This window comes from Pedobacter mendelii (genome assembly GCF_014635725.1).
GTDB lineage: Bacteria > Bacteroidota > Bacteroidia > Sphingobacteriales > Sphingobacteriaceae > Pedobacter > Pedobacter mendelii.
Window position 1 is genome coordinate 114,709 of record NZ_BMDJ01000006.1, and the last position, 20,544, is coordinate 135,252.

Genomic DNA, 20,544 nt, shown 5'->3' on the forward strand with positions numbered 1-20,544 from the left:
TAAAAATTGTTCCTCTCAATTAAAAGAAACCTTAGTAAGGTAACGTGTTTATTTCAAATAGTTTATTGAAAAGATAGAATAAAGGTTTGGAAAACGAAGTTTACCGTTTCATGGCGGTTTTCAGTCCCGCTTTTCCTACTGCCGCTTCGAAGAAAAGCGGGCATCCGTCCAATCGGGTTTATTGAACAAAGGTTGATGCTTTTGGCTAAAGCCCAAATTGCATAATAATAGGAAACAGGCAGATAAAGCAGCCTGCAATAAAATGCAAAGCGCTATTAATTCATTGCCGTTCGGCTTCAGCCATCGGTTATTTGCATGGCTAAACCCACAGCCCAAAAATAGCAATAAGGCTGTCCAAGTCCCCTCATTATTTTAAAGGAGGAGAAAGAGGTGGTTTTTTTCATTGCCCTTCTGCTTCAACCTACTGAATAATTAATTTTAAATCTTTATCTTGTTATAAATTAATACAAAGGTTACATAGATTTTAAACTAATTATGTTGTAAAAATCTACTTTTGATTTTTTGTATAATTACCCCAAATATGAAACGAGCACTTATTTCGATATTAATGTTATTCACTTTTACAGCTTCTTTCGGTCAAAAGTTTAACTGGAATAAAAATCAGGTAATCGCCCACCGCGGTGCATGGAAGAAAAATAATTTTCCTCAAAATTCAATCGCATCTTTAAATGAGGCAGTAAAATTAGGTTGTTATGGTTCTGAGTTCGATGTTTGGATGACTGCCGATAATATTTTAGTTATTAACCACGACCCCGAATTTCAAGGTTTAAGCATAGAAAAGGTTAAATACGAAACGCTTTTAACAAAAACGATGAGCAATGGCGAAAAAATTCCAACACTCGAAGCCTATTTAAAAGAAGGTAAAAAGCAAAAAACAACGAAACTGATTTTAGAGATTAAACCATCATTAATTAGCAAAGAACGCGGAATTGATGTAACCAACAAGTGCATTGATATGGTTAAAAAAGTTGGTGTTTTGGAATGGACAGAATACATCAGCTTTGATTATGATTACTGTAAACGTATTTTAGAAGTATTACCAAAAGCTAAGGTTGCCTATTTAAAAGGCGAAATTAGTGCAGAACAAATGAAAGCAGATAAATTAACTGGTGTAGATTATCATTACAGTGTTTATCAAAAAGATGGCTGGATTGAAAACGCTCAAAAATTGGGTTTAACGGTAAATGCCTGGACGGTTAATACAGTTCCTGAAATTCAATGGTTGTTAGCCCATAAAGTTGATTACATTACAACAAATGAACCAGAATTAACTTTCGAAGAATTAAAGAAAACGCCCTTAACTATAGGATGGAAATTAAAATGGGCTGATGAATTTGATGATGCAGGTTTGCCATTAAGCAAAAACTGGAGTTACGATGTTGGCGGAAAAGGCTGGGGAAATAACGAACTACAATACTACACTAATGCAGATTCTGCAAATACAAATGTAAAAAAAGGAAACCTAAACATTACAGTTATTAAAGCAGACAAAGAAAGCAATCATTATACTTCTGCAAGGCTTTTGAGTAAAGATAAGTTCGATTTCAAATATGGAAGAGTAGAAGTAAGGGCGATGTTACCAAAAGGTAGAGGATTGTGGCCAGCAATTTGGGCACTTCCAACGGTTCAAAAATATGGTGGATGGCCAAAAAGTGGCGAAATAGATATTATGGAGCATGTTGGTTACGAACCTGATAGTGTTTACGGAACCGTTCATACAGAAAAATTCAATCATAAAATTCATACTCAGGTTGGTAAAAGCGTAAGGATAAACCCTTATAACGCTTATCACATTTATGCAATTGAATGGTATGAAGACCGAATAGATTTCTTTGTAGATGACCAAAAATATTTGAGTTTTAAAAATACAGGAAAAGGTGCTTCAGAATGGCCTTTCGACCAAAATTTCCATCTTATTTTAAACGTTGCCGTTGGTGGTGGGTGGGGTGGAAAAATGGGTGTAGATGACTCAATATTTCCTGCTACAATGAAAGTGGATTATGTTAGGCTTTACCAGAAATAAGCAAGTCAATATCAACCAATGGATTCACGTAGAGAATTTTTAAAAAAGGCAGCCATGCTTGCTGGCGCTACGGGTATTGCAAGTACCCTACCAAGTTCGGTATTAAAAGCCATGGCAATTAACGCTGAACCCGGCAGCACTTTTTATGATGCAGAGCATATTGTATTTTTAATGCAGGAAAACCGCTCATTCGACCACATGTTTGGTAAAATGAAAGGTGTTCGTGGTTTTAATGACCCGCACACACATATCCAACCCGATGGAAATAAAGTTTGGCTGCAGAAAGACGGTCAGGGTTATACTTACATTCCATTTCATGTTGATATCAACAAAACAAAAATTACCTGGCAAGGTGGTTTACCACACTCATGGAACGACCAGGTTGCCGCCAGAAATGGCGGAAGATATGACAAATGGTTGCCTGCAAAAGCGCCAATGACCTTATCTTACTACGATAGAAATGACATACCTTTTTATTACGATTTAGCAGATGCCTTTACCGTTTGCGACCAGCATTTCTGTTCATCATTAACAGGCACCACGCCAAATAGATTATTCTTTTTTACAGGAACGGTTAGAGGAGAAAAAAGTGCTAATAAAGTTGCTGTTGTAAATAATGACCAGGCAGAATCTCAAAATAATATTTTTGTAGATTGGCCAACATTCCAAGAAACGCTTGAAGATAATGGTATCGACTGGCGAATTTATCAAAACGAACTTTGGACATCAAAACTTCCGGAGGGCGAAATTGATGATTGGTTGGGTAATTATGGCGATAATCCGGTAGAATATATTAGCAGGCATAATGTTAAGCTTTCTGCATATTTCAGAAAAAATGGAGACAATACCGTTAAACCAGCTTTAACTGCAAAAGAAGTTCAGGCTAAATATGATAAGTTGTCACAGCGGGAGAAAAATTTAATTGATAAGGCTTTCCAAACAAACATCAGTGAAAAGGATTATCTGGATTTAGCGCCATTTACTTTTACCAATGATGTGGGAAAATCTGAAACCATCAATATCCCGAAAGGAGATATTTTTCATCAATTTAGAAAAGATGTTGATAGCGGGAAGCTTCCAACAGTTTCCTGGCTGGTTGCACCGCAAAGATTTTCAGACCATACCAGTTCGCCACTTTATGGAACCTGGTATGTTAGTGAGGCATTAGATATCTTAACTAAAAACCCCGAGGTTTGGAAGAAAACCATTTTCGTTTTAACTTATGATGAAAATGATGGCTATTTCGACCATCACCCACCTTTTGTAGTTCCAAATCCTGATGATGCATCAAGCGGAAAAGTGTCTGCAGGCATAAATTTTGCAACTGATTTTGAAGCCAGAAAAGGAAGCCCGATTGGCTTAGGCTATCGTGTGCCAATGGTTATTGCCTCTCCTTGGAGTAAAGGTGGTTTTGTTAATTCTCAGGTTTTCGATCATACTTCATCGTTAATGTTTATGGAAAAATGGCTGAGCAAAAAGAGCGGCAAAAACATTAAAAGTAATAATATAAGTGAATGGAGAAGAAATATATGCGGCGATTTAACCTCTGTATTTCGACCATACAAAGGAACGGAGATTAAATCTCCCGAACCTTTAAATAGAGAAACCGTTGTTACCAATATTGGCAACGCAAAAAATAAACCAGCTCAAATTGGCCCAACAGCTTTAAATAAAAATGAAGTTGCCAAAATTAATAAGTTCGAATCTTTTTCAAGTCAGAATTCTATTCATGCAGCAAAACAAGAACAGGGAACTAAGCAATCTTGTGCCTTGCCATATCAACTAATAGCCGATGCAAATTTGATTAATAATGAAATAGAATTTACTTTTCAATCCGGAAAAGCACTTTTTGGAAGTCAGACTGAAAATGTCGGAGCACCATTTACAATGAATACCATTGCAAATTTCAAAGGTGTAAAAGGAAAATTTTGGGCTTATGCCGTTAAGAACGGAGATACTTTGACGGAAAAAATCAATATCGAAGATTTTGATAACGAAGTTTATGATTTCAGAATAACGGGGCCAAATGGTTTTTACAGACACTTTTCTGGCAGCAAAAAGAATCCTCTACTCACAATAAAAGCAAAGCCCGAGCAAAATGGTTTGGTGAACAAAAAGCTAACAGGTAATTTGATTTTTTCTATAGAAAATAAAGGGACATCGCCTATTTCTATCCAAATTGCAGATAATAAATATAAGGCGGCTATGCAAAGTTTTAATTTGAAACCAAATTCAGTAACAGATATAATTTTGAAATTATCTAAAAGTGCACATTGGTATGATTTCAGTATCATCCAAACCAACAACACTCTCTTTAGGCATCGTTATGCGGGTAAAATTGAAACCGGAGAAATTACCACAACAGATCCTTATATGGGAAATGCGCTGTAATACAACCAAATCGACAATATGTATAGTGCCTTGGAATAACGACAGTTTTTTAAATTTGCTTAAAAAGCAATTGGTAATTCAACTTGGATTTTATCCCAGGCGGCGATTAAGGTTGCACCCTTAGTAAGCGGAGTAAAAGTTATCGAAAAATATTCGATCGGTTTATCTAATGTTTTAACCGGAACATTTATACGAATAATATCTTTTGACGCATCATAGGTAAAAGCGCCCCATCTATCTGCTTGCGAATTTAAAATGAACGTCCAGTTCTCTTTGTTAGGAATAGCGAATATGCTATATGTACCAGCCTTAATCTTTTTACCACCAATAATAACCTTCTGATAAAAACGAATTTCGGTACTTTCATTAGCACCAAAGCGCCATACTTTACCATATTGCTCTAATACACCAAAAATATCCCTTCCTTTTTTCTGCGGTCGTGAATAAACAACCTTGATTTGAGGCTTCGTTAAATCGCCAGCTTTTAGCTTAGCAGCATTTAGTGGATAGTAAACAATATCTGCAGGGCTTGGGTCTGCAGCAGCAAATTTAGCTTCGATATTCGATGCTTCCTGGGCTTTAACTCCAAAACAAAGAAAAACGAAAACAACAATGAATATATTTCTCATTCGCTGTATGATTATTAAATATTTAAGGAAACAAGTCCTTAAATACTGGTCTGCGTTAGTACTTTCTGCCTTTAACAAGGGCGTTCAGAAATAAGCCCGCGGTTAACAAACCTAATACCCCACCTAAAAGGGCAAAAATATAACTCTGCGTAATAATGGCTCCTGTAAATAAACCGAAAAATAAACCTAAAGCATAATAAAGCCAGTTGAAGTTATTGTTGCTGTTTTGTTGTACACTCATTTTTTTATTATTTGAGGCAAAGTTAGTATTTATTTTAAATTTTGTTTTGTGATAAAGACTTAATGGACTAATAATTTGTCAATTTTTACTAATTCGTAATTTTTCAGGTTTAGATAATCGATTAATTTAGGCAGTTGCAAATAAAATTTATCTACTCTTCGAGTATCTGTACCAACGTGTAGTAGTAATATAAAACCATTCAAGCCATTGGGATTTGATTTATCGAAACTAATTATAGATTGAAAAATTTCGTTAGAACTTTTATAACTTTTTCCCAATTCAGGATAGGTATAATCTGCATTGGAATGCGTTCCTGATGTAAAATTTACTAGCGTTAAACCTAGTTGTCCTGTCCACTCTGATATTTTTCTATTATACCATTCATATGGAGGAAGAAAATATTCTGCATTTGTTTTACTTATGCCAAATGCAGCCATTTCTTTGTAGTTTGATTTTAAATCTTTTTCAAATTCAGCTTTAGTAACCAAAAGGCTATCTCTTTTATTCCAATCGCAATAAAGTAAATGTTTATCAGAATGCGGACCGAGATAGTTTCCATCCTTTTTTAACTTATTTATTAACGATTTAAAGTTTGTATTACGGTAAAAATTTCCTGTAAGAAAGAATGATGCTTTTACATGCTTATCTTTTAGTGTTTTTCGAATAACTTCACCTCCATCAGCAAATTCGTCGCCTGTAAAAACCAAGGCTATTTTCTTTTTTGTAGAATCGCCTCGAACAATTGCCCTTAAAAATTTTGTTTCGCCTCCTTCAATGGAGACAAGGACTTTTTTTGGCGTTGATTTTGCCTCCTTTGCAGCCAATAAATAAATTAAAGATGCGGTTCCATCCATGGTTGGCTCATTGGTACTGTAATCGCCATAATCATCATGGTAAACTGCCAAATCACTTTGAAACTCAGCATATTCATCAGTGTTAGCCAAAGTTATTCCGATTAAGCCTTTGTAAATGTTTGTGTAAACCGGACCATCAACCAAACCACCATCAATGGGATAATTTTTTAAGTGTGTAAAAGCAGAATGTGGATCTGTGGGTGTATCTGCCCAATTTGGCAAACCATAAACCATACTTGTTCCCCATGGATTACAGCCAAAAATCCAATCAAAATTTGCTTGCTCTAATTCTAAAAATGTTTTATCGCCGGTTAGGTTCGTGTACCAGCCGCATTGAATAGCAAAAGAAACCGTTAAATTATTGCTGCACCAAATAAAAGGAATGCCACGATAAAAAGCATTTTCTTTTGCTCTGTTCCAAACCTGCTCAATCCCTTGCCTGTAATAATTTGTGATTTTAGTTTTATCTGTACCTACCATTTGTTTTGCTAATTCATTATGTCCCAAATTTATAAAAGGATAATATTGATAATGTGCTGCTGTATCCTTCTGCATCCAGGGTGTAGTTTTTTCCTCTTCAGCATAAGAAAGGGCATTTAAAATAGCTTTTTGATTTAATTTCTTTTGCCCGAAGTTAAGCGCTGCTGAAGCAAGTTCCATATCATCAACCCAATTGTCTTCTGCATAAATATATGGCGACCTTACCGATGCGGTTTGCGTAACGCCAGGTTTTTTTAAAGCAAATTGATAAGCAGTCTTAGCTTTTTTTGATAGTATGCATGAGTATTCATCGTCCTGATATTTAAAAATGGCAGCACCTAAATTAAAAGCACTACTAAATTTTGCTGCTGTAGAACTTGTTCCTGTTGTTGCGTTAAGAAACTTTCCGCGTTGCTGCGGTTCGCCTGTTATAAAATATAAAGGCCTTTCAAATCCTCTTCCATACTGACTATCTTCCTTGGGAATCCGCATGGACATGTGATCTCTGTCATCTGCCAGCTGATTAAACATTATGTTTTTCTTCGGATGCATTTTTAGGAGCCAGTCTAATCCCCATTTTGCTTCATCCAAAATATCCGATCTTCCATTTTTTCCATCCATTCCGTTTGCCTGCTTCTCATCACCAAAAACTAATGGAAAATCTCGATAAGCCATTAAAAGGTGATAAGTAGCATTTGCCGATGTGGCTGAATATTGAAGGTAATCGCTTGCATCGTGCCAACCACCTGAAGCATTGAAATGTGTACTGTCTTTTACTCCTGCTTCTGAGCCATACAAAACATAACCATCATTGGTATGACAACTATCTTTTAAATAAGGGTTGAAACCACTTCTTTGCTGGCGCATATATCGCAGGCAAAAATCTGCAGCACCTTTATAAACATCATTATTAATCAAAACTAAGGGAGAAAGTATACCATTAGCTTTAATAAAAAAACTTCCGGTTAGTTTAAAATCAGAAAAATTTAAGCGGGCAGTTTTTTTGAATGGACCGTATGCACCAAATGACTTGATGTTTGATGAGCGATAAACTACCATATTACTTTCCTTTTCAATAATTTCAAAATAAGTTGGGGTTTCAGCTGCTTTGCTGGCCCAAACCGCAACCTTAATTGAAACAGAAGGATAACCAAGCAAATTTATTCTAATCCAGCTTTGCTGATTTTCATTTTTTATGCTTTTAAAAGATAAAAGTAAGACTAATAACACGAAGGAAATGGAAAATAGGATGTTAAATTTCATTTTTATTAGAGATTATTCTCCTTAAAATTAAGGTTTTATCAAGGAAATGTAAAAACTATAAGAAAACATTTGGATACTAATCAATCGTTTGATTAATTTTGTGCGATCAAAAAAAAATGAAGACAGAAAAAATAGATAAAAAACAAGCCATTCTTGAGGCTGCTGAAAAGCTGTTTTGCGAAACAGGATATGAAGGCACTTCTACCCGCCAGATTGCAAAAGAATCTGGAGCGAACATGGCAATGATTAATTATTATTTCGGTTCGAAAGAAGGTGTTTTTGTAGAGATAATGAATGGGCGTATTGCGGGTTTTGCTTCTCAACTAAAAATCATCAACGAAGATAAAATCTCATCATTAGAAAAACTGCACAAAGTTATAGAGGGCTATGCAAACAGAATACTAGCGAATACGGCTTTTCATAAAATGATGCACAGAGAATTGTCTTTAACTCAACGTCCTGAAATGTATGATAAAATTAAGGACGCGATGAGTTTTAACATGCAACTTATCGACAGAATTATTAGCGACGGAATTGAAGATGGCAGCTTTAACAAGGTTGATGTAAGAATGGTAATCGCAACAATAATGGGTACCATAACCAACATCATAATTGCGCCAAATAAAGTAATGCCTTGCTCAAACTTTGATTTGAACAATCCGAAAGATAAAAAAATAATAAAAGAGCGTGTTATTGCACACCTGCAAAATTTAACAACAGTTTATTTAACAGCAAAAAAATGATACCCAAATCGATTAGATTAATGCTTGCGGCATCATTAATTCCATCAGCCTTATTTGCGCAGAGTATAAAGGAATTAAATATTAACCAAGCAATTGAACTTGGCATAGCCAATAGTAAAAACTTAAAATTATCTCAAAACAAAATAGATCAAGCAGTTGCACAGCTGGAAGTTGTAAAAGACAATGCACTTCCTTCTGCAAATGCAAATTTCATGTATAATCATGCTGAAATTCCGACTACAACTTTTACGCTACCTGGAGGAGGTTCTTCAATACAGTTACCAAGAAGGGCTGATGCATTCATTGGAACAGCAGCAGTACAGGAATTGGTTTATGGAGGCGGTAAATTAAAGTACGCAAAAGAATCAACCAAATTATTAGCTGATGTGGCCCGCTTGGATGCCGATAAAAGTAAAGAGGAAATTACTTATGCAATAATTAATACCTACTATAATTTATACAAAGTTGAGCAAAGCAGGAAAGTAATTGATCAAAATTTAGAATCAATAGCTGCCCAAATTAAACAAGCACAACGCTTTTTTGAGCAAGGCATTGTTACCAAAAATGATGTATTACGTTTTCAGTTACAACAGGCAAATGTTACACTTACTCAATTAGATATAGAAAGCAATCGTAAAATTATTAACTATAATTTAGATATTTTATTGGGTCTCCCAGAAGATACCGAAGTTAAAATTGCTGATCCCAATGCAGGTTTAAAAACAGCAGGTTCGTTAGGAGAATATATCACCGAAGCAATGGTAAATCGCCAGGAATTAAAACAACTTGATGTGCAAAATAAAGTTGCCGATTATAACATAAAAACAATCAAAGCAAATACTTTGCCTACTGTAGGTGTTGGCGCAAATTTATATTACATCAACCCAAGTGGTAATTTCATTCCACCAGCAAATCAATATTTAATGCCTGTTACTTTAGGCGCAACTGTTAGCTGGAACATTGCAAGCTTATGGACCAACAGAAACAAAGTGAGTGAGGCGAAGATTCAGCAAAGCGAAATAACCATTCAGAAAGATATCTTATCAGATAATGTAAAAACGGATATTAATAAAAACTTTCAGAATTATCAGGTGGCGATGAATAAGATTCAGGTTTTGGAAACTTCAATTGCTCAGGCAATTGAGAATGACAAATTATTAGCATCAAAATATAAAAACAACGTAGCCTCAGTAACGGATAGAATTGATGCCGAAACTTTATTATACCAGGCAAAAATAAATTTAGAAATAGCTAAGGCAGATGCAGGTTTAGCTTATTACACATTACTAAAATCAACAGGAAAAATAACGCAATAAATACAGCAATGACAACTGAAAATAAAAAAAAGAGCAAGGTAGTACCCATCATTTTAGGTATTTTACTAATAATAGGTATCGTTTTTGGTATCACAGAGTGGAATTATTTTAGCAAGCACGTAGATACAGATGATGCACAGATTGATGGAGATATCAGCCCGGTTGTTGCTCGTGTTGGTGGTTATGTAAAAGATATTAGTTTCGAAGAAAATACGCATGTAAGCGAAGGTCAGGTTTTAGTGAAGCTAGATGATAGCGACTTTAAGGTAAAATTAGAACAAGCGCAATCCGGACAAAAAGGAGCAAGTGCGGGAGTTGGCGTTGCTGAATCCCAAATAATTGCAACACAAGCAAATACAAGTACTGCAAAAGCAAATGTTGCAGCAGCCAGAGTTAAATTAAACTTAGCCAATAAAGATTATGCTCGTTATGCTAACTTGGTAAAAGACGGTTCAATTACGCAACAATCATTTGATCAGGCTAAAGCAACACAAGAGTCGGCTCAAGCTGCATATCAGGCTGCTCAGGATCAATACACAGCTGCAGTTAAACAGGTTGGTACAACTCAATCTCAATTAGCAGTAAGCAGTAACGTAATTAGTCAACGCCAAAGCGATATCGATTTTGCTAAACTTCAATTATCATACACAGATATAAAAGCACCAGCAAATGGAATTGTATCTAAAAAGAATATTCAAAAAGGACAATTGGTTCAGGCTGGGCAATCCTTATTCTCTATTGTTAATGATGGAAGTATATATGTAACAGCAAATTTTAAAGAAACTCAATTGGAGAAAATAAAAACTGGCTCTAAAGTAGAAATCGAAGTTGATGCTTATCCTGATGAAAAAATTCAAGGTGAAGTTTATAATTTTTCTCCGATTACAGGTGCAAAAGGTTCTTTATTGCCACCAGATAATGCTACAGGTAACTTTGTAAAAGTTGTTCAACGTATTCCAGTAAAAATCAAAATCCATCCATCAAAAGAAATGCTTGCTAAACTGCGCCCTGGAATGAGTGTAAAAGCATCAGTTTCTACTAAATAATATTAAAATGGCCGAAGTAGGTTTAAAAAAATGGATTATTACTTTTACGGTAATCACAGCCTCTCTTTTAGAGCTGATTGATACAACCATCGTAAACGTAGCTATTCCGCAAATACAAGGAAATCTGGGCGCAACCCTTGAGGATGTGGCTTGGTTATCTACTGGTTATGCGGTTGCGAATGTTATCATCCTGCCAATGTCGGGTTGGTTAGGTAGTCGTTTCGGGCGTAAAAATTATTTCTTAACCTCCATTATCGTTTTTACCCTTGTCTCATTTTTGTGTGGAAACGCAACCTCTTTAAATGAGTTAATTTTATTTAGGATTATACAAGGTTTAGCCGGTGGCGGTTTAATATCAACAGCACAGGCTATTTTAATAGAAACCTGGCCTCGTGAAGATGTGGGTATTGCAACAGCACTATTTGGTTTGGGTGCGGTTGTAGGACCAACAGTTGGACCAACCATTGGTGGTTATATTTTAGAAATAGCAGATTGGCCTTGGATTTTCTATGTAAATATTCCCGTCGGAATACTCGCCGCATACTGTACCATAACTTTTATTCGAGAGACACCAAAAGATGGGAAAGGAAAACCTGTTGACTGGTGGGGAATTGGTTTACTGGCTGTGGCGGTTGGAAGTTTACAAACCTTATTAGAAAAGGGAGAAAGTGAAGACTGGTTCTCTACACCATATATTGTAGCATTAGCTGTAGCATCTGTTTTTGGTTTATTGTTATTTATTTGGCGAGAAACAAGCACCGAATTCCCAATTGTTAATCTTCGGATTATGAAAAAACGAAGTTTCTCTATCGGGATGTTTACTTCCTTTATTTTAGGATTTGGATTATATGGTTCTGTATTTGTTTTCCCGGTTTTTGCGCAAAATCTTTTAGGTTTTACGCCTCTGCAAACTGGAAAGCTATTTATTGCAGGCGGTATTTGTACCATTTCCATGATGCCATTTATTGGTATTATGCTAAAAAAAGGGGTGCCTGCGCAATTTATGGCTACAGGAGGAATGTTTTTATTCTTTGTTTTTTGTTGGATGCTGAGTAAATCAACACTAGCTTCTGGAACGGGCGATTTCTTTTGGCCATTAGTAATCAGAGGGTTTGGAATGGCTTTGCTTTTCGTACCACTAACAACACTTGCCATGCAGGATTTAACAGGGCCAGAAATTGGGCAAGGTTCGGGATTGAATAACATGAGCAGGCAGTTGGGCGGTTCTTTTGGTATAGCTGCTTTAACAACATTAATTCACCTTCGTGCAGGTTTCCATAGAAGTAATTTATTAACCAACATCAACGAATATAATCCTGCGTTTACTCAAAAATTAAGCGGCCTGATTCAGAATTTTATGTCCCGGGGTTCATCATTTGTAGATGCGAAATTAATGGCCATGAAGGCGATCGAGGGGTCATTAATTAAACAAACCATGCTATTAACTTACAATGATGCTTATTGGGTTGCCGGATTGATTATGCTGTTTTCAATTCCGTTACTATATCTGCAAAAGTTTAAGAAAAATGCAAATATTGTTACCGATGCACATTAGGAGCCTCAACCTGTGAAAGTTTTCAGTTTGGCTTATTTTAAGCGCTCCCTCTCCTGAAGAGAGAGATTTAGCAGATAGTGTTTTTAACCCATTGGCTTAAAATAACCAAATCAAAGCGATTGATCACAAAATTCGATATCCTTCTGCCTCAAAGTCCTCCCTTCTGGGGAGGATTTAGGTGGGGCTTAAAAAGAGCCTCAACCTGTGAAAGTTTTCAGTTTGGCTTATTTTAAGCGCTCCCTCTCCTGAAGAGAGGAATTTAGCAGATAGTGGTTTTAACCCAATGGGTTAAAATTACCAAATCAAAGCGATTGATCACAAAATTCGATATCCTTCTGCCTTAAAGTCCTCCCTTCTGGGGAGGATTTAGGTGGGGCTAAGTAGGGCTAAACAAAAACAGCCGGTGTATTTTATTACATCGGCTGTTTTAACCCAAAAAATTAACAATCAATGCAAAGCCCTTAAACATTGCAAATGTTCTTACTTAACTATCAAATAGCCAAATAAGATTCTAAAATTAAATTTTATTCTGCAATTATCCAAATTGTAAGCTCTAGAATTTTAATACCTTATGCATTTTTTGTAGTATTACGCTATACAAAACCATTGCTTAAGCTATGCCTAAACTTCGTTTAACTACACAACGTGAATCCATTTTCAATAATGAGGTTATCTCAAAGTTCGAACTCTTTAACAGTTTGTTTTTAACACTTCCTTTTTATAAAATTAAAGATACCGGAACTTTATTGCCATTATTTTTTAAAAGCTGCGAAGATGGCATCGCAAACGGACAAAAGCCTGCTCAAATTATAGAGGAGTTTTTCGCCAAATTTACAAGCTATACCGATCGTAAGGATATAATAGACTTGCTATTTCGATTCATTCAATACATAGAGCGTCAGGTTGTGCTTTTTGATGCTGTAGAAGATGCCTCTTTTAATAAGTTAAATACTACAGATGAGCAGAGTACGCTGGCTTTTATTTTAAAAAAGAATGCGGAAAATAAACCAATGCTAGCTAAAATTGAAAAGCTAATTGATGAACTTTCCCTTCGTTTGGTTTTAACAGCGCATCCAACCCAGTTTTACCCTGGAAGTGTTTTAGCCATTATAACCGATTTAACAAAAGCCATCAGAGCGAATGACATTACTTCGATGAATTCGCTATTACAACAACTAGGTAAAACACCATTTTTTAACAAAAAATCGCCAACACCTGTTGATGAAGCTTTAAATTTAGCATGGTTTTTAGAAAATACTTTTTACTTTGCTGCGGCAAATATTCAGGAAGAAATAGACCAAAATTTAGATGAATATAACCTGGAAACTAAAAAGATTTTAGAATTGGGTTTCTGGCCAGGTGGTGATAGAGATGGTAATCCAAATATCCATGCAGACACAACCTTAGAAGTTTCTAAAATGTTGCGCCAAATTCTTTTCCGTTGCTACTATCGCGATTTTAGAATAATTAAACGCCGCATTACGTTTAGAGGTGTGGAAGAAAATATCGCCATTTTACACGATGTATTGTACAAAAATGCTTTCGACCAAACCTGCGAACTACATGATATTTCTAATGAACTAAGGGAAAACCTGAACAAAATAAAAGAAACCTTGCTAACAGAGCATGATGGTTTATTTGTGGATTTAGTGAACGATTTAATTCGTAAGGTTGATTTATATGGCAATTATTTTGCTTCATTGGATATCCGTCAGGATAGCCGCGTGTTGAGAAGTGTTCATGCTTACTGCCGCCAGAATAAGCCAATTTCTTCTTTATATCCTACAGATTATGATAAGCTTTCTGAAATCGAAAAAATAAAATTGATTTCATTCAAAGAGGCAACACCTATTTATGCAACCGAAGCGGATGATTTAATTGATGATACAATACAAACAATTAAAGAAATTAGAGGTATTCAAAAACGTAATGGAGAAAAAGCCTGCCACAGATTTATTATCAGTAATTGCCAGCAGGCAAGCGATATTTTACAATTAATCGAGCTTTTCCTTTGGAATGGTTGGAGCAAAGATTCGCTTACCGTAGATTTTGTGCCACTTTTCGAAACCGTTAACGATTTAAAAGGCGCTGCAGCAATTATGGATATACTATACAGCAATCCTTTTTACAAAGCACACTTAGCAAGTCGTGGAAACAAACAAGACATTATGCTTGGCTATTCTGATAGCACAAAAGATGGCGGTTATTTAATGGCAAACTGGTCTATTTTTAATGGCAAAACTTCGCTTTCGGCAGTAGCTAAGAAACACAACATACAATTGGCGTTCTTCGATGGCCGCGGTGGTCCGCCAGCTCGCGGAGGAGGTAAAACGCATCGTTTTTATGCATCAATGGGGAAAGAAATTGCAAATAAAAACATGCAATTAACCGTTCAAGGCCAAACCATCAGTTCTCAATATGGTTCGGTAGAAAGTGCAGAATTTAATATCGAGCAGCTTATCAACGCTGGAATTTCATCTGGATTAAAAGAGAAACACAATATCCTTTTAGATGCGGATAATAAAGCTTTACTCGATGAAATGGCAGAAGAAAGTTATAAAGCTTTTGTAGATTTACGTGAGCATCCGCTATTTGTAAGTTATCTAGAGAAGCTTTCTCCCTTGAAATTATTGTCTCAAGCAAACATTAGCAGTAGACCGGTAAAAAGAAATGGCGGGGGAGAAATGAAGTTAGAAGATTTAAGAGCCATTAGCTTTGTTACAGCATGGAGTATGTTAAAACAAAATGTTCCGGGTTTTTACGGAATGGGGAAAGCTTTAAAAAGTCAGGAAAAAGCTGGCAACTGGGATAAAGTTGTTAAGGTTTACGAAGACTCTGATTATTTAAGAACAATTGTTGATAACTGTATGATGAGTATGAGCAAATCAGACTTTGTTATTACGGCGCATTTGGCCAGTGACCCTGAATTTGGTGTTTTCTGGACTCAATTACATAACGAATTCGAATTGACTAAAGAGATGCTCTTAAAATTATCCGGCCAGCCAACTTTAATGGCAAACTATCCGGTAGATAAGAAATCAATCGCCACACGCGAACGAATTATTTTGCCACTGGTGTTAATTCAGCATTTCGCTTTAGAAAAACTGCAGCACGATCAGGATGAAAAAGTTCAATATGCTTTAGAGAAACTTGCCGTGAGAACGGTGTTTGGTATTGTGAACGCTGGTAGAAATTTGGCGTAATTTTTACAACAAACCTCGTAGGTTTTGAAAACATACAAGGTTTAATTTATATTCAAGGCTTGTGGAAACACAAGCCTTTTTTGTTTGCAGATTTGTTATTTTGAATGAGAGGAATACCTTAAAAAAATCTACCATATAAAGCATTTAAGAAAAATAAGTCCAACGCTTAATCTTCAATTTCTTATATGGTTAAAACTGATATACATCATTGCGAGGTAAGAATCAATCTCTCTAAATAGATTGTTTCAGCAGCTGAGAAATCGGCTTAAGCAATGACGAAAACCCATAAAAAAATCCCTTGCGGTTTAGACTGCTCCCAAAAAGTTAGATACTTTTTGGGAGCAGTCTAAATTTCTAAAAGGGATTTATATTTTAATAAAGCCAAATTAAAGCTTCAAACAGTTATCTATCAATCGATCCCATCACTTTTTGGCCAAATGCATTAAGCGCATCCTTTTCGGCAGCGCCATCGCTTACCATTTGATGCACTTCAAGTGCACCGCAAATATTGGTAATCATTTCGCCTGCAACATCAACCTCGTGTTCGCTAATACCTCTAAACTCGCAAAAAGCCTCTAAAACTTCTAGCGTTGTTTCCAACTGCTCAGGAGTCGTATTTTGAAATAACTGTCTTATAACCGGAATCTTCATTACTTTATCTTGTTAAATAGTTCGATTAAACCTTCCGCTTTGTTGGTTTGCACCTGGTCTACCAAAGCACCACCTTCAAAAGCTGCAAAAGTTGGCAAATTATCAACATTTGCAAATTTGCGTGAGTTCGGAAGTTTCTCGGCATCAACAATTAAGAAAGCTACATCTTCATTTTCAGCAGCCAATTTTTTAAACTTTGGTTTCATGATTCGGCAGTTACCGCACCAAGATGCAGCGTACTGAACCATAACCTTAGAGTTATCGGCTAAATATTGTTGAAGATTATCTTCTGTTAATTCTAAAAACATACCGTTTTATTTAATTAGTTAGCAGCTAAATATTCAGCAACACCAGTTCTGTTTGCGCTCATTGCTTCTTTTCCCTCTTCCCAGTTTGCAGGACAAACTTCACCATGTTTTTGAACGTGAGCATAAGCATCAATTAAACGCAAATATTCTTTAACGTTTCTACCTAATGGCATATCGTTTACACTTTCGTGGAAAACTTTCCCGGTTTCATCAATTAAATAAGTAGCTCTGAAAGAAACATTCGAACCTGAAAAAGATTCGTTTCCTTCTTCATCGTAGTTAACTTCCTGGTCTAAAATATCTAAAATACCTGATAATTGTCTGTGCGTATCAGCTAAAATTGGATAAGTAACTCCTTCAATACCCCCATTATCTTTTGGTGTGTTTAACCATGCAAAATGAACTTCGTTAGTATCACAAGATGCGCCGATTACGATTGTATTTCTTTGTTCGAACTCTGGTAAAGCGGCTTGAAAGGCATGTAATTCTGTAGGGCAAACGAAAGTAAAATCTTTTGGATACCAGAATAACAATACTTTGCTATTCTTATTTACAGCCTCTTCAAATACATTGATTTTCAAGTCATCGCCCATGTCTGACATTGCATCAACACTTACACTCGGGAATTTTTTGCCTACTATTGCCATAATTTTTGTCTTTAATTCTATGCTGCAAAGGTACGGAGAAATCACTTCCCAATCAACCCGAATTTGCTAAGAGTTAATTGTATTTATCGATATAGATATAGTTAAAAACTATAATTATTAATTCATATATAAGATTTCGCTATATTAATTATTTTAAATAAATATACGATGCTTTTGGCAATTTGCGGCTCCGCCATTCGTTAATCCGATGAAGAATCGGAATCACTATTGTCAGGCTCAATTAAGTAAGGTTTGGTGTTCTTGGGATAAAAGCACCCTTCTTTAATTCCCCCGCGAGGGAGAAAGGATGCATACAGCATGGAGCGCAAAATTCTGTTAAATCTTAAAACACATCACAGAGTGTAATGGCGCTATCCCTTTGGAGGAGGCATGGGGAGGAACTTAACTTAACACCCCCCTATGCGTTGCTAATAAACATTGGGGGTTTAAAATGCAAATTGCCTTCTAAAATTATAACCACTCGCCCCTGCTAGAACAGTAGCGGAGTTATTCCTTCAGAGGTAATTTCAATTTAAATTTTGTTCGGTATGTTAAACCCACTGGTATAAATAGTAAGGTAAAATTTTCAACACACAATGACCAGTTCCCCTCCTTATTTTCAAGGAGCGGCAAAGGATGTTTTTTTACAAAACCTATTTCTTCAATGTATTTTCATACAATTTAAATATTCTTTTGTATTCATCTGTCCAGCTACTTGGCTCTATAAAACCATGGTCCTCAACAGGATAAACGGCCAATTCCCAGTTATTTTTTCCAAGCTCAATAAAGCGTTGAGAGATGCGAACTATATCTTGAAAATGGACATTTACATCAACCATTCCATGCGCCATTAACAAATTACCTTTAAGCTTATCAGCAAAATAAATAGGCGAACTTTGTTTGTAAGCAATTGGGTCGTTAAATGGTTCGTTTAAAATATTCGAAGTATAACCATGATTATAATGTGCCCAATCAGTAACTGAGCGTAATGCCGCACCACTTGCAAAAATATCCGATTCATTAAACATCGCCATCAAAGTAATAAAGCCGCCATAAGAACCACCATATAAGCCAACGTGTTTAGGATTAACGCCATATTTCTCTACCAAAAATTTTACGCCATCAACCTGGTCGGTTAAGTCTTTTCCACCCATGTGGCGATAAATTCCTGTTCTGTGATCGCGGCCATAGCCAGAACTTCCGGTATAATCTATATCAATTACGGTATAACCATTATCAGCCAGTAAGTTATTAAACATAAACTCACGGAAATAAGTGCTCCAACCAAAATGAACATTTTGCAGATAACCTGCTCCATGAACAAAAACTACTGCTGGATGATTTGGGTGAGGTTTATCAGACTTATAAACTCTTGCATAAACATCGGCACCATAACGGTTTTTGAAAGATACCATATCAGGTTCACGCCATTTGTAGGATTTAAATTCTACTGAAGTAGATTCTGTAATTTTTATAGCTTTTGCACCAACTTTATTTTGCTGAAGGTATAGTTCACCCGGTTTATTCATGTAAGAATAATTAATGGCGATATACTTTTCATCAGGAGAAAGTGTGATATCATTCAAACCTTTCATAGTTGTAATTTGAACAGGTTCGCCACCATTTACCCCAATTTTAAAGAAATTTGTAATACCAGGGTGTTCCTTATTTGCTTCAAAATAAAACTTGCTTTTATCTTTTGAAAGTTGAACAGACTGAACCTCCCATTTACCCGAAGTCAATTGTTTTTTATCGCCAGTTGCAATGTTTGCTACGTAAAGGTGTGAATATCCAGTTGCCTCACTTTGATAGTAAAAACGATTATTATCAATCCAACCGGTACTTCCCTGAAAAAACCCGCTTACGCCAGGACCACCAATCCAAGCTTCATCATGTTGGCGGTCTATTAAACTAAATTTTCCTGTTGAAGCATCTAATTTTAAAATCCAACGGTCTTTATTATCAGTAGAGGCAGCAACCATAATACCAGTACTACCAGTTTCATTCCATAGGGGGCCAAAAAAATTAACCAACCTATCGGCATTTTTCTTTTTTAAAGTATCTAATTGTTTAGGATATTCTTTATAAAAATCCGGAATATCTTTTATGCCAGGAATTGTTGCCGTTTGGATGGAATAAACAGAATCTTTCTGCGTATCGTAAATAAAACCTTGAGATATATTTTCACTTTCGCCAACCTTTGTTCTACCCGGAATATCTTCAGTATAGCCAGAAGAGGTTACATAATTCGGAACGATTGTGTTGTGGTTGTTTGTTGCTGGAGTGGTTAGTTTATAAGTAATAAAATGCCCATCTGGACTAATTACCACACCATTTAAAAATTTATCTTCCGTATAAAGTGGTTTTAGTGATTTCATATCAGCAGAAGAAGTACCAAAACGACCTCTTACTCCACGAGCGCTACCAATACGGGTTTCAGCGTTTCTTTTTTTAATGATATCGAAAAGTTCGGTTTGCTGCGTTTTTAGCCAACTATCTTGTTCGGTTACAGGTTTTGAAGCAGTTCTCCCTGCAGGTTTTCCTTTAGTAAAATTTGTTATTTGTTTGGTCTCAGCTGTTTTTAAATCCAGTTGGTAAAGGTTGTCGCCTAGTTGATATACAACATTTCCATTGGTCAAGAAAACAGAACTGCTTTCTCTTTCCATTGTATTGGTTAGGCGAGTTTCTTTCTTTTTTTTGAAATTCTGAAGGTAGATATCGCCACTTTTTTCGACTAAACCAAGCGATTTATCTTTATTGTAAACGTAGTTTAAACTCAATAATTTATCATCTTCCTTATCTATTGCTTTTACAGGCTTTGTTGAGGAAACGGAAATTTTATACGATTCTTCTTTCGTCTTATTTTCTGGATTCCAATTGAAATATAGAGTTTTGCTATCAGCTGTCCAACGGAAATTTGTTGGTGCAATTCCCATCCATTTTGGGTCTCGCATAATCTTTTCGACTGTTAATGGAGCAATTTGTTGTGCAAAAGTGTACTCGCTTGTACAAAGCAAAAGGAAAAGTAAATATTTCTTCATGAATTTTTTTTGAGATGCTGCAATTTAGATAATGCAATAATTAAATCAGTAAGGAAATGGAAATGTTACAACCATTTAATAACCATAAATGTGTTGCCACGGAGACATGGAAAGCAAAGAATTAAAAATTAT

14 protein-coding genes are annotated in these 20,544 nt (G+C 35.9%); 7 read left to right on the forward strand and 7 right to left on the reverse strand.

Features of this window, described 5'->3' with window-relative positions; translation table 11 throughout:
• Positions 1-541 precede the first annotated feature (541 nt).
• The gene (locus IEV50_RS12195) at positions 542-2,044 is read left to right on the forward strand and encodes a glycerophosphodiester phosphodiesterase family protein (RefSeq protein ID WP_188414671.1); all 1,503 of its coding nucleotides are present in this window, start codon (positions 542-544) and stop codon (positions 2,042-2,044) included.
• 18 nt (positions 2,045-2,062) lie between these two features.
• Positions 2,063-4,435 carry a phosphocholine-specific phospholipase C gene (locus tag IEV50_RS12200; RefSeq protein ID WP_188414679.1) on the forward strand — a complete coding sequence of 791 codons (2,373 nt, stop codon included), beginning with the start codon at positions 2,063-2,065 and terminating at the stop codon, positions 4,433-4,435.
• A gap of 59 nt (positions 4,436-4,494) precedes the next feature.
• On the opposite strand, the gene IEV50_RS12205 is transcribed toward IEV50_RS12200, so the two are convergent.
• Genes IEV50_RS12205 through IEV50_RS12215 form a run of 3 tightly spaced genes read right to left on the reverse strand, consistent with a single transcriptional unit; the run spans position 4,495 to position 7,902 of the window.
• The gene (locus tag IEV50_RS12205; RefSeq protein ID WP_188414681.1) at positions 4,495-5,064 is read right to left on the reverse strand and encodes a DUF2911 domain-containing protein; all 570 of its coding nucleotides are present in this window, start codon (positions 5,062-5,064) and stop codon (positions 4,495-4,497) included.
• A gap of 55 nt (positions 5,065-5,119) precedes the next feature.
• Positions 5,120-5,305 carry a hypothetical protein gene (locus IEV50_RS12210; protein ID WP_188414683.1) on the reverse strand — a complete coding sequence of 62 codons (186 nt, stop codon included), beginning with the start codon at positions 5,303-5,305 and terminating at the stop codon, positions 5,120-5,122.
• A 59-nt stretch (positions 5,306-5,364) separates the two neighbouring features.
• Positions 5,365-7,902: a bifunctional glycoside hydrolase family 9 protein/polysaccharide deacetylase gene (locus IEV50_RS12215; RefSeq protein ID WP_188414685.1), complete on the reverse strand. Its 2,538-nt coding sequence runs from the start codon at positions 7,900-7,902 to the stop codon at positions 5,365-5,367.
• A gap of 116 nt (positions 7,903-8,018) precedes the next feature.
• Here IEV50_RS12215 and IEV50_RS12220 point away from each other — a divergent pair, with 116 nt between their 5' ends.
• The 5 genes from IEV50_RS12220 to IEV50_RS12240 all read left to right on the forward strand — a co-directional run bounded on the left by IEV50_RS12220 (position 8,019) and on the right by IEV50_RS12240 (position 15,765).
• Positions 8,019-8,645, forward strand: coding sequence for a TetR/AcrR family transcriptional regulator (locus tag IEV50_RS12220; protein ID WP_188414687.1), 627 nt, complete (start codon positions 8,019-8,021; stop codon positions 8,643-8,645).
• Positions 8,642-9,961, forward strand: coding sequence for a TolC family protein (locus tag IEV50_RS12225; RefSeq protein WP_188414689.1), 1,320 nt, complete (start codon positions 8,642-8,644; stop codon positions 9,959-9,961). The genes IEV50_RS12220 and IEV50_RS12225 overlap by 4 nt, the downstream gene beginning before the upstream one ends.
• Positions 9,962-9,969: 8 nt before the next feature.
• Positions 9,970-11,007, forward strand: a complete 1,038-nt coding sequence (locus IEV50_RS12230; RefSeq protein ID WP_188414691.1) for an HlyD family secretion protein — start codon at positions 9,970-9,972, stop codon at positions 11,005-11,007.
• A 7-nt stretch (positions 11,008-11,014) separates the two neighbouring features.
• Positions 11,015-12,562, forward strand: coding sequence for a DHA2 family efflux MFS transporter permease subunit (locus IEV50_RS12235; protein WP_188414693.1), 1,548 nt, complete (start codon positions 11,015-11,017; stop codon positions 12,560-12,562).
• A 617-nt stretch (positions 12,563-13,179) separates the two neighbouring features.
• Entirely contained in the window at positions 13,180-15,765 is a 2,586-nt protein-coding gene (locus tag IEV50_RS12240; protein WP_188414695.1) for a phosphoenolpyruvate carboxylase, read from the forward strand.
• Between the two features lie 402 nt (positions 15,766-16,167).
• Here IEV50_RS12240 and IEV50_RS12245 read toward each other — a convergent pair whose 3' ends face one another.
• From IEV50_RS12245 to IEV50_RS12260, 4 genes are all read right to left on the reverse strand, one after another.
• Positions 16,168-16,416, reverse strand: coding sequence for a DUF6952 family protein (locus IEV50_RS12245; RefSeq protein WP_188414698.1), 249 nt, complete (start codon positions 16,414-16,416; stop codon positions 16,168-16,170).
• Positions 16,416-16,724 (reverse strand): thioredoxin family protein, encoded by a 309-nt coding sequence (locus IEV50_RS12250; RefSeq protein WP_123207128.1) that lies wholly within the window; start codon positions 16,722-16,724, stop codon positions 16,416-16,418. The genes IEV50_RS12245 and IEV50_RS12250 overlap by 1 nt, the downstream gene beginning before the upstream one ends.
• Positions 16,725-16,738: 14 nt before the next feature.
• On the reverse strand, positions 16,739-17,371 hold the full coding sequence (locus IEV50_RS12255) for a peroxiredoxin (RefSeq protein WP_188414700.1): 633 nt from the start codon (positions 17,369-17,371) through the stop codon (positions 16,739-16,741).
• Positions 17,372-18,024: 653 nt separating this feature from the next.
• Positions 18,025-20,412 carry a S9 family peptidase gene (locus IEV50_RS12260; protein WP_229746719.1) on the reverse strand — a complete coding sequence of 796 codons (2,388 nt, stop codon included), beginning with the start codon at positions 20,410-20,412 and terminating at the stop codon, positions 18,025-18,027.
• Positions 20,413-20,544 lie beyond the last annotated feature (132 nt).